7 protein-coding genes are annotated in these 12,308 nt (G+C 39.9%); 6 read left to right on the top strand and 1 reads right to left on the bottom strand.

Going from position 1 to position 12,308, the window contains the following annotated elements; translation table 11 throughout:
- Positions 1-261 precede the first annotated feature (261 nt).
- Together DUK53_RS11360 and DUK53_RS11355 are read left to right on the top strand one after the other, a co-directional pair.
- A complete protein-coding gene (locus DUK53_RS11360) occupies positions 262-1,125 on the top strand; it encodes a GRP family sugar transporter (RefSeq protein ID WP_036133021.1) in 864 nt (287 codons plus the stop codon).
- A gap of 369 nt (positions 1,126-1,494) precedes the next feature.
- A complete protein-coding gene (locus DUK53_RS11355; RefSeq protein WP_036091024.1) occupies positions 1,495-2,226 on the top strand; it encodes a WxL domain-containing protein in 732 nt (243 codons plus the stop codon).
- A gap of 419 nt (positions 2,227-2,645) precedes the next feature.
- Here DUK53_RS11355 and DUK53_RS11350 read toward each other — a convergent pair whose 3' ends face one another.
- Positions 2,646-4,115 (bottom strand): AcpB/EbpR/MafR family transcriptional regulator, encoded by a 1,470-nt coding sequence (locus tag DUK53_RS11350; protein WP_036091027.1) that lies wholly within the window; start codon positions 4,113-4,115, stop codon positions 2,646-2,648.
- Positions 4,116-5,316: 1,201 nt separating this feature from the next.
- Here DUK53_RS11350 and DUK53_RS11345 point away from each other — a divergent pair.
- The 4 genes from DUK53_RS11345 (at position 5,317) to DUK53_RS11330 (ending at position 12,280) form a co-directional block, all read left to right on the top strand.
- A complete protein-coding gene (locus DUK53_RS11345) occupies positions 5,317-10,152 on the top strand; it encodes an immunoglobulin-like domain-containing protein (RefSeq protein ID WP_036091031.1) in 4,836 nt (1,611 codons plus the stop codon).
- A 70-nt stretch (positions 10,153-10,222) separates the two neighbouring features.
- Positions 10,223-10,702, top strand: coding sequence for a DUF4352 domain-containing protein (locus DUK53_RS11340; RefSeq protein ID WP_159106212.1), 480 nt, complete (start codon positions 10,223-10,225; stop codon positions 10,700-10,702).
- Between the two features lie 50 nt (positions 10,703-10,752).
- Positions 10,753-12,042, top strand: a complete 1,290-nt coding sequence (locus tag DUK53_RS11335; RefSeq protein WP_036091037.1) for a nucleotide sugar dehydrogenase — start codon at positions 10,753-10,755, stop codon at positions 12,040-12,042.
- 10 nt (positions 12,043-12,052) lie between these two features.
- Positions 12,053-12,280, top strand: coding sequence for a hypothetical protein (locus tag DUK53_RS11330; RefSeq protein ID WP_036091040.1), 228 nt, complete (start codon positions 12,053-12,055; stop codon positions 12,278-12,280).
- Positions 12,281-12,308 lie beyond the last annotated feature (28 nt).

Below are 12,308 nucleotides of genomic sequence, written 5' to 3'. Positions count from 1 at the left end.
CTAGTAAATTATACTTGTCATAAAATGTTCACAAAATGTAGCAAAATACAACGGGCTCTAGGAGTAGGTGTCATCGATCTTTAGGCTGATTGGATACAAAAAATACGAAAATGAGCATAAAAAAGCTTGCTATGAAACGGCTTTCATTTTGTATAATAAGAAATAGGAATATCGACATATGAAATAGAATGTGGGATAATCAATTTTTAAGGGATTGCCGTACATAACTTGGTTCGATAATGATGGGAGGAAAAGGGACAGATGAATATTTTGATAGCGCTTATACCTGCTTTACTATGGGGATTCATGCCGTTACTTATTACAAAAATTGGCGGGACAACGAGGCAACAAACCACGGGTATCACGTTTGGAGCGCTTATTTTTGCGTGTATTGCGTTCGTTTTTACAGATCCGGTGTATACAATGGAAACGGTGATTATTAGTTTTTTGACGGGGTGTTTGTGGAGTGTCGGGCAAATGTTCCAGTTGAAGTCATTTAAGCTGATCGGTGTTTCGAAGGCGATGCCGATTTCGACGGGGATGCAACTCGTTGGGACGACGCTTTGTGGTGTGTTGCTATTTCACGAATGGGATACGACATTCCGAATTGTGTTTGGGTTTACCGCGTTGGCGCTGATTGTTATCGGTATTTTCATGACATCCTACGCGGAAAAAGAAGAAGCGGGGCAAGCGACGTTGAACCGCGGACTGCTCGCACTAGCCATTTCGTCGGCGGGTTACGTTAGCTACGTCGTGATTATTCAAGGTTTCGCGATCAATGGGCTGGACGCGATTTTGCCGCAAGCGATTGGAATTGTGATAGCGGCGCTGATTATGACGGCGCGTAGTAAGGACGACAAAGAAAGCCGATTCATTAAGAAAACAGCATGGCTTGCGATTCCCGGCATGATTTGGGCGCTCGGGAATGTGGCGATGATATACGCGAACAGTCTTGTTGGTGTCGCGACGGGATTCTCCCTTTCACAACTCGGCGTCGTTATTTCGACACTGGGCGCGATTCTTCTATTAAATGAACGCAAAACACGAAAAGAAATCATTTTTGTCATTATCGGTGTTATTTTAGTAGTTGTCGGTGGAATAATGATAGGTGCCACCAAAGCCTAGTCGCTCAGCGGGGCGACAAATATTCATTTTCGTCGTTAAAAGCTCCGTTCCAGCGCTCTTCTACACTGCGTTTCGCATAACTTCTCACATGGTCGGAGATAAGACTCCCTTCCTGTTTTCAGTCAAAGTACCCCAGTACGCTCTGCGCTGGTACTCGCTTTTGCCTAGAAACCAAGCATTTGTCACCCCGCTGAGTTTTTGAGAAATATCATGTAAATCGGTTTTTCTATTTCAACGATCTGAGCCTAATCGTTTTCATTTTTTTCTAGCTTTCTATATTTTTTGACATAACTCCTGAATTTCGTCTTTTGTGTAGTAATCTTATGTATGTAAGGGACACAATAAAAAACGAGAGAAGGAATTGATAATATGAAATTAACGAAATTCGCGATCGTCGGTATGGTAACAGTGGCAACCTTAGTAGGAACGGGTACGGGAACAATGGCTCATGCAGCGGACGGTGGAACATTGGGCTCCAAAGCAGATGTCAACTTTATTCCTAATGATACAATCACAAATCCAGTTGATCCAACAGATCCAGGCAATCCAGAAGTAGTGGTACCCGTTGATCCGGATCATCCAGCAGGTACAGCAGGACCTCTAAGCATCGATTATATCTCTAATATTCACTTCGGAGATCAAAAAATATCCGGTAACAATGAGGTTTACTCCGCGAAGCTTGATCAAATTAAAGTTGGCGCTGCAGAAACGGTAAAAGATATTCCGAACTATATCCAAATTACGGATAACCGTGGTTCTAACGCAGGTTGGCATCTAACGGTAAAACAAGACGGCCAATTTGTTAACGGTACATCTGAATTACTTGGTGCTGTATTAAGTTTTGAAAATCCAACATTGAACTCGGCATCAGAAAGTGACGCACCAACAGCAACAGGATTCTCGCTTGATCCAGCTGGAACGTCATCGGATGTTATGAGTGCAGAAGAAGACCAAGGTATGGGAACGTGGGTTGATATGTTCGGAGCGGATGCAACAGAAGCCGCAGACAGCATTAAACTAAGCGTACCAGGTAAAACTTCGAAAATTCCAGGTCAGTACGAAGCAACACTAACTTGGGAATTAACAGATACGCCAGCATAAGCTCGATTTATGTATAGCAAAATCTTCGTCCTGCCCAACATGGGTAGGACGATTTTTCATAGGACTGGACCATAACCCAAATAAATCGGCGACAAGCGCTCGCATTCAGGGGATTTGGCGGACTTCCGGTTCTGCTACGCAATACTTGCTACGCTTAACTTCTTGCATGGTCGAGGAAACTACTCTCTCCCTGCTTTCAGTCATCACATACACCAGTATGCTCCGCTTTGTTGGGACTGTTCGACATGTAATGAGTTACAGTCCCAATATAAGCGTGAACAAAGTGAACGGTTAATCCTATCCAAATCCCCTGAATACAACCGCTTTCGCTCGATTTGTGTATAGCATTATGATCGTCTTACCCAAAAAGAAAGGGAAGGCGATTTTATCTTGTTTGGAATTTAGTTCTAGCCTGGTTTTTATTCAGCAAAGCGCTCATTCTTCTTACTCAAAAACAGATCTAGTTGTTCAAAATCTTTTTTTACAGGGGGCATGTTCCAGACAAGCGTGTCGGCTGTGATGCCAGTTTCTTCATAGAACGGGAAATCGCTGATGATGAGGTCGATGTGTTGCATGTGTTCGTGGGAATGCAACTCGTCACAAATGATGATTTGTTCTTCTGAATATCGCTTCCGTAACTCAGTCCGCAGATACTCCTCCCAAAAATAGCCGTTCTCTGAAACAATTTTCACATGAAGGATCCGATATTGCTGCTCTTGTTGTATCACAATATTGTAGAAATCCGTTAAATAGTGGATCATCATGGCCTTGTTAGAGCGAATATAACGGTGATTTGGATTCGTTTCAAAGCTATTTAGCACCGTTCTAATCTTTTGACTAAGCGCATGTTTATCGGGGGCTATGTGCGTATATGGAACCTCTGGCAGGTTGTTCATTTTATCAATAAAGAGGAAGCGCGTCAGAAAATCAATCGTTTCTGCTAATATATGCGTTGAATTATGAATCTGATACTCCTCTAAAAGTTTCACCAAATCCTGAGCAAGTTCATACTTAGGAGGATTCACAAGTTTACTATTTTTCACCCGAACTTCTGCTTGCCCCTCGTCAACATAAGAGAATTTTGTCCAAAAGCACATCAAGACATTGATATAACACTCCTGTTTTGATAACGGAAAGCCAACAATATCCCCTAAAATCGAATAATCAACGGGATGGAATTCACGCTGCGCATCGGCAATACTTTTCCAAGAGTGGAGGTCGGCTTGCGTCATGGTGTAGTGATAACCCTGCTTCACCCGCTCCAAACAAACCGCAATCGCAATCGCATAATTTATCCGGGCAGACAGCGAAAAATAAATCCCAAAGCAACTCTCCACCGTCTTAATAAAGTCATTCACACGCGCATAAGGTATCTCTGGAAATGGCCACTTCGTATAAGGATAGGAACGGCTATAAATCTGGAAATAATAAAAACGCAAGCGAATCTCCGTCCCCTTAATATCAAGCGGTGTCGTCTCCAACACGAGGCGACTCTCAGCAAGATATGTATCGATCTGACGAACACGGCGATACATCGTCGGCAAACTACTGAAATTCGCTTCCGCCCAATCCGTCAAGTTTTGCCGTTTCCCTGTAAAGATATCCTTAGAAATCAAATACATATACGAACTACTAACGGTCATGGCATATAAATAGGAGAAATTGATTTGCTCCCCTACATCGAGCAACACATAAAATTCATCCTCATGCACACGAGCAATCGCCGGGTCAAAAATTTCCTGCAAGCTTTTTATATCACTATCCAGCGTCTTAATAGAACAATGCAGCAAGGCCGCAAGCTCTTTCTTCGTGTAATTCTGCTCTGCCGTAAACAAGATATGCAACAGCCTTAGCTTCCGATATTCCGAAGCAATAACAAGATTTTTCATACGTAAACACGCTCCTAAAGCACGATTTTCTATTACGCCAAATATAGCACCATAATTTCCATTTGTCATTCTTTTTTACTAAACAGAGTCAAAAATTTCTCGATAAAAGAACTTTTTGATAATAATCGCATTTTCGGACTTTTATGTAGTATTCTTATAACTGTAAGAGGCACCGAGAACGGAATACATAAGCACAAAGCGATTCCAAATCTCAGGTACCTAGCGAAAAAAACTTCTTCTGGTCATCCCCCGACCAATCGAACGAAATCGGCTGCCCCCTCGCAGTCACACTATCTCTTCTAATTTCCCCAGAAACAAACTTCACAAACCAAACCAAAATCCGTAAAACAATGAAAAACCTCACTACAATGGAACTCCATTCTGAGCAAATCGATGGATCCCTTTTAAAAAGCATATCGAAAGGAGGTGATGCTACCCACAGCAGCACGGCATCTAGAATGAACTGTCAGTGATGTATGACAATTCAAAAAAAGAAGAAAGATAAGTTACATCAAGTTGTGATAAATCTACAAATTTAGAGTATAACCAGTAAAAATACCCTAAAAGAAGTGAAATTTGTTACCAAAAAAAAGCCTTTTGTTTTGGGTTATAAAGTAGCTAAAATAAAAGGAAGCAATACAAAAACAGAAAAATGAAGCAACAAAGGCAAGAAAATATTTATTTTACACCACGTTACTAAAAGATGAAAAAGCATCATAACTTAGTAATATGTAGTATAAGCAAGATGGATTAACTTAAGTCCAGAGTTTTTAGTAATACTAATCAGAATTTTTAAAATAATCAAACTCTAATTTTGCTAGATTTAACAAAGGTTTCACCCACGCACCATTAAAGTAAAGTATTTTACAAATTAAAATGGATATATCGTCCAACTACATTTCTTTTTAGAAGAAACTGGCGATTTACAGAAAAAAACATCGCAAAGTGACTTTGAAATACTATGATATAATCCAATCAGCACGAATGAAGTAATGAAATTTACTTTGAAAAAATGACTGCAGGGACGTATTCCAAAACATAAACAAACACTACTTCAGATGATTCTATATTTTTAATAAATATAAATGAGAATACAGTTTTGTTGCAACTTAGGGGGTGTTTATTATGTGAAGGCAGCACGGTTCACGCAGGAAAACAAACAGACAAATAAACAGTTTAAGGAAGAAGGAGAAAAATAAACATGAAAATCGAACAAAAGGGACCAATTAACGTTCTATCTAAGGCGTCGGTCAAGAAAGCTGCCAAATCACTTTTAGTAGCTACAGTTATTGCAAGCCAAGTATTTACAGTATTACCAGCAGGGTCATTCGCAGCAGAAGCGACTAACCCAGCATTACCAAGTGCAGACGCAGCAGCTAGCAAAATTTCAATCGAACCGATGTCATTAGCTCTAGACAATGGGGTAACAGAAAGACGCGCACAAGTTTCTACATTTGCAGAGTTTAAAATAGCAGCAGAATCTACAACTATCAACGTTATCGAAATCACTGGGAACTTCCAATTCACAAGTAACGTATCAATCAACAGCAACATCCGCATTGAAGGTAACGGCCAAGCAATAACTGCTGGTAAATATCAAATGGTTATGCGTTCTACTTCTATCATCGATGTACAAGACTTAAGTATCACGAACAACGGAACACAAGGTGTATTTACAGGATATAACTCAACAGCAGCACCTACAGTTAACTTGACGAACAACGTACAAGTATGGGGAGAAATCATGGGTGGAACGGGTAAACTTTCCCTATCCATCGCTGGAACAAACAATAAGATTGTAAGTCCAGATGATTACGGTGTAGAAGTTGATGAATTAATCATCAAAGACAATGCACGTATCGAAGAATTATCCGCTTTACTGACAGCTGTTAAAGTTCGTACATCTGGTAATGTAAGTATTGGCGATAATGTTTATATCAACATGAACTCAAACAAAGGTTACGCATTTGACGTAGCGACAAGTGCTCTTGTTATCGGTGAAAATACAGTCTTGAAATCAGCATCTAAATACGGGACAGTAAGAGCAGCAACATTGGTTGCTAAAAATGGCTCTGACTTAACGTTAGCATCTGGTGATTCGAGTTATGGAATCTACGTAACTGGAAATATCACATTTGGAGACGATGTAAAACTTAAAGCAACTGGTACCGGTACTGCCGTTTATGCATACAACACAGGAGCAGCAATCGTTGTAGGTAAAAATGCTAATATCGATATTGTTAGTGATAATGGTTATGGTATCTACGGAAATGCATCGATTACATTTGGTGACGGCTCGTCTCTAAAATTAAGAACACAAAATAAAGCTATTTACTCAGCGGGATCAGCAGCAATAACTTTTGGTACAGTGTCTAATCAACCAAAAGCAGCGGCAGATCGTGTGAAAATTGACATCGACTCTGCTATTAGTGACGGTATCTACTCTGCTGGTGGCCCAATCCTTTTTGGTGATGACACAGAAGTTAATGTAAAAGCAAAATCAGCAGCAATTTATGCAGCAGGAAACTCACGTGTAACCTTTGGAGCAAACACAAAAACTACAATTTCATCTTCAAATGGTAGAGGTATTGATGCTGGTGGTGTGAAAATCACTGATAACTCAAGCATGGATATTAAAGGCTATGTAGATGGTATCTATACAAATGATACAAGCGGTGAAGGCTTATCAACTGGTAAAAACGTCAACCTAAATATCACAGCATCTAGTCACGATGGTATTTACACGGCAAAAGATACTACTTTTGGAGCGAATAATACGGTTGTTATTAAAGCGCTGAACAGCCATGCAATGCACTCACTTTATGGTTCAGTAATTAATATCGGTGCTGACTCAAGCTATGATCTTTCAGGAACAGAAGGTGTTCAACAAGCAGGTGGCGCAGCAGCAGCACTTAACGTTGGAGCAAATTCAACAGTTAAAATTTCAGCAGTAGGCTATGGTATAAACACTACTGGTTCTGTAACATTTGCTACTGGTTCAAAAGCTAACATCCGCGCTGCTTCACAAGCATCAAAAGCAGCAGTAAAAGCAAACGGTGTTGTAACATTCCAAAAAGATACAATGGCGTATGTTGAAGCACTTTATCCATCAACAACATATTCAGTACCTGTATTTGACTTAAGTGGCGCATCCAACTCTAAGTTAGTGCTTAATAGCCCTAAATTTATTGATTTCCGCCAAAACAATAATAATGCAACATCTAAAACTGGTCATATTGTGAAAGGTGCGGGGACTGCAACAGTTGCAAACCAATCACGTGTAGAAATCAACAACGTAAAAAACCTAATGGCATGGAATCACGGAACAGACTGGTCTAAAGCAGCAAACACTGCATGGACTGACATTGACTTAGGTCGAGTTACTCTATCAAGTAAAAATGGTACGGCGACAACTAGCTACTACGGTGGTGTTGCGTCAGGTATTGACGGATTCAGCCTATTCGATTACACACGTCTTTCAACAGAAGGATCAAGTGCAATTGCTCGTCCAGTAGTTAGCCCAATCTACGCTGGTGCTAAAACAGTAACAGGTACTGGTGTTGCAGGTAACGACATTATTGTTACATTCCCTAACGGATCAACTGCAAAAGCAACAGTTAAACAAGATGGCACATGGACAGTAGATGTACCAGCAGGCGTTAATCTTCTTAAAGATCAATCTGTAGTTTCATACCAAACAAATGGTGTAAACGACAGTCCAAACGTAACAACAAAAGTACAAGAAGATCTACGCGCACCAGCAGCTCCAACAGTTAATGACATCAAAGAAGGCGACACAACTGTTACAGGTAAAGCTGAGCCAAATAAAGACATCACCGTAACACTTCCAGACGGAACAAAAGTACCTGGTAAAACAGATGCTAACGGCGACTTTACTGTCACAGTTCCAGCACAAAAAGAAGGCGATGAAGTTAAAGTAACACAAAAAGGCGACAACGGTGTTGAAAGCCCAGAAACATCAAAAATCGTAGCATCAAACCAAAAACCAGTCATCACAGCAGCTAACAAAACAATCAAAGTTGGCGACACATTCGCTCCACTAACAGGTGTAACAGCAACAGATAAAGAAGATGGTATCTTAACATCTAAAGTAACTGTAACAGCAAACAACGTTGATACAACAAAAGCTGGCACTTACAACGTAACTTACTCAGTAACAGATTCAGATGGCAACAAAGTAACAAAAACAATCACAGTAACAGTAAAAACTAACGAAAAACCAGTCATCACAGCATCTAATCAATCAATCAAAATGGGTACTACATTCAACCCATTAACAGGTGTAACAGCAACAGATAGCGAAGATGGTAACTTAACATCTAAAGTAACTGTAACAGCAAACAACGTTGACACAACAAAAGAAGGCACATACAGCGTAACTTACTCTGTAACTGATGCAGATGGCAACAAAGTAACAAAAACAATCACAGTGACAGTAGAAGATCTAACTGGTTCAGTACTTCCAAACGTCTTCTATCTAAATGGCGACACTTACCTTGAAGGAACTTACACAGGTAAGGTTACTAAAGTGAAACTACAAGTAAATGGTGTAGATTACACAACGGTTGCTGTAACTAATGGCGTACTTCGCTATTATGCAAAAGACAAAATCTTGAACCTAACAGATGATGTTAAAATCCTAGCTTACAGCGCAAGTGGCAAGCTTATCGAAACGAAAAAAGTAACAGTTTTAGATGCAGCAGCATTGAAAGGTACTGTTGTTCCAGCAACATTCAACTTAGGTAGCGATCTACGTGTACAAGGAACATTCACAGGCGACATCAAGAAAGTAGCTCTGTCTGTAAACGGAACACTTTATACAAGTGTAGCAGTAGCACCAGATGGAACATTCACTTACTACGGAAAAGACAAGATTCTAAACCTAACAGATGACGTTAAAATCATTGGTTACAACTCAGCAGGAACAGCCGTATCTACAGTGAAAGTTAAGATTCAAGATTCAGGAGCACTTTCAGGAACAATCAAAGCAAGTGACTTTGTAGTAGGTAGTGATCAACGTGTAGCAGGAACATACACAGGTGGCGTGAAGAAAGTTGCCCTATCTGTAAACGGAACGGTTTACACTTCAGTTGGTGTAGCAGCAGACGGAACATTCACTTACTATGCAAAAGATAAAGTTCTAAGTAAAACGGACGATGTTAAAGTATTGGCTTACAATGCTAATGGCGACCTTATCCAAACAGTTAAAGTTAATTTAACAGATTCATCAGCTTTACAAGGAACTGTAACACCAGCGAAATTTACTATCGGAAGTGATCTACGTGTAACAGGAACATATACAGGCGGCGTGAAGAAAGTAGAGCTTGAAGTAAATGGAACAGTTTACACAGGAGTAGGAGTAGCAGCAGATGGAACATTCACTTACTATGCAAAAGATAAAGTTTTCGCAACAACAGATGTAGTGAAAGTACTAGCATACAACTCAGCAGGCACACTAATTGATACAAAAACAGTAGCTCTTACAGATTCAGCAGCATTACAAGGTAACATCTTCCCAACAACTTATACTTTGGGTGACCTTCGCGTAGCAGGAACATACACAGGCGGCGTGAAAAAAGTAGCACTTGAAGTAAATGGAACAGTTTACTCATCAGTAGGAGTAGCAACAGATGGAACATTCACTTACTATGCAAAAGATAAAGTATTAGCAAAAACAGATGTAGTTAAAGTTATTGCTTACAATGCAAACAATGATGTTGTAGACACAAAAACAGTAACAGTAACAGACGGCTCATCAACAGTAACAGGTGACATCTTCCCAGCGACATACAAAATCAATGATGCTCGCGTAACAGGAACATACACTGGCGCTGTGAAAAAAGTTGGTCTAGAAGTTAACGGAACAGTATTTGCTTATGTACCAGTAGCAGCAGACGGAACATTCCAATACTATGCAAAAGACAAAATTGCAGCTGACACAGACACTGTAAAAGTTATCGCTTACGATAGCACAAACACAGTAATCAAAACACAAACAGTTACACTTACAAAATAAGACAAAACTAGAAGCAGTTGGCGAGGGGACAAAGGGTTCCCTCCCAGCCATGCTTCATAAAAGGACGGTAATGATGATAAAAAGAATAGCAATTTTTGGTCTTACAATTTTGACAGCAACAACATTAGTAGCTTGTGGAAATCCGGATACAAGTACTGATAAAACACCTAAAACAGAAGAAACAGCAAAAGATAAAGTATCCACCACTAAGACAGTAGATAACATCGACATGAAAATCGCCAATTTAAAACTAACTGAGAGTGGCGATGGAAAACAAGACATTTTACAGATAGAAATGAATATTCAAAATAACAGTACTACACCATTTGCAATTGGCGGTGGAGATTTCAAACTAAAAACAGCCAAAGACAAGACCATCAAAGTAGATCCACAAGCAAGTAACTTCGGTGATGAAATAGCAGCAGGAAAAACATTGACTGGAAAAGCGTATTTTAACTTACCAAAAGACACTGAAAAAGCAACATTAGTTTACCAACCGAAAGATAAAGCCGAAGCACAATGGGAAGTCACGATACCAGAAAAAGAATAATCTTTTTCTCGATGGACAAAAAAACTATAGATAATTAGGAGTGCTATATTTTGAAAATTTTAGTTATAGGTTTAGGATATATTGGATTACCGACGTCTATTATGTTTGCTAATCACGGACAAGAAGTGGTTGGTGTGGACGTTAGTGAGCGAGTGGTTAAATCATTGAACAATGGAACAATTCATATTGAAGAGCCAGGTTTGCAAGAAGAACTGGATCAGGCAATCGCTGCTGGAAACTTCCGAGCTAGCTTGCAAGCAGAAGAAGCGGACGCATTCATTATTTCTGTACCAACACCAAACAATAACGATGCTTTAAAATCATGTGACTTATCCTATGTGAAGTCAGCAGTCGTTTCGACATTACCTTATTTGAAAAAAGGCAATACCGTGATTATCGAATCCACGATTGCTCCACGTACAACAGAAGATCACATCTTACCACTAATCGAGCAAGCAGGTTTCACTGTTGGAGAAGATATTTTCTTAGTACACTGCCCAGAACGCGTATTACCAGGTCAAATTATTCATGAATTAATTTATAACAACCGCATTATCGGTGGTGTAACGGATGCTTGTACAGAAGCAGGAAAAGCAGTGTATGGCGTTTTTGTAAAAGGTGAATTGATTTCCGCAAAAGCTTCTACAGCAGAAATGTCCAAACTAATGGAAAACACGTACCGTGACGTTAATATCGCACTTGCCAATGAACTTGCCAAGATATCCGCTGATTTAGGAATCAATGCGCTTGATGTTATTGACATGGCAAATAAACATCCCCGTGTAAACTTACACTTCCCAGGTCCAGGAGTTGGCGGTCACTGTTTAGCTGTTGACCCATACTTTATTGCCGCAGCCTCTCCAGATTATTCCCCGCTTATCCAACAAGCCCGCGCCATCAACACATCGATGCCAAGCTATATCGTAGCACAAGTAAAAACGATGATGGAACGCGTAGCAGGTAAGAAAATTGCTATTTTTGGCTTAACTTACAAAGGTGATATTGACGATATTCGTGAAAGCCCAGCAAATGAAATCTGGGAGATGTTAATGAACGAAACAAGTTATGAAGTCGTTGCACATGATCCACATGTAGATGCTCCTTTTGTTGAGAAAAATAGCGAAGTAGCAACAGCTGATGCTGATTTATTATTAATATTAGCTGATCATTCAGAATTTAAGACATTAACACTTGATACGATTGCCAACATGAAGCAGCAAAACGTGTTCGATACGAAGAACATCGCAAAAGAATTAACGGCTGCGAGTAGCTATACCCATATGGGAAATATTTCAGAGGTTTCTCAGTATCCAGTCGAATCCAAGGTTCTTTCTGTCTAAAGGAGTCGAAATGAAAAATAAGGAACTGTTAGAACTACTCGATGCCAACTTTATGTCAACCAGTGAAGCAATTGAAGCCTTAGCAGTCTCTAAGCAATGCTTTCATTCGCTCGTCACAAGAAATAAATTAACGAAAATAAAAAAAGGCTCTTGTGTCTTATATTTTCGCTATCAAATCGAGGATAGAAAAAAACGCCAAGAAGATCTGAGGAATAAGTACCGACCATACGGTGTTTAGCATCGATGGCAGAGGCGTGAAATCTAGC

Origin of the sequence: Listeria sp. SHR_NRA_18 (assembly GCF_003856515.1) — a bacterium.
Classification (GTDB): Bacteria; Bacillota; Bacilli; order Lactobacillales; family Listeriaceae; genus Listeria_A; species Listeria_A newyorkensis.
The sequence above is the reverse complement of the archived record's forward strand: the minus strand, read 5'-3'. Positions and strand labels throughout refer to the sequence as shown.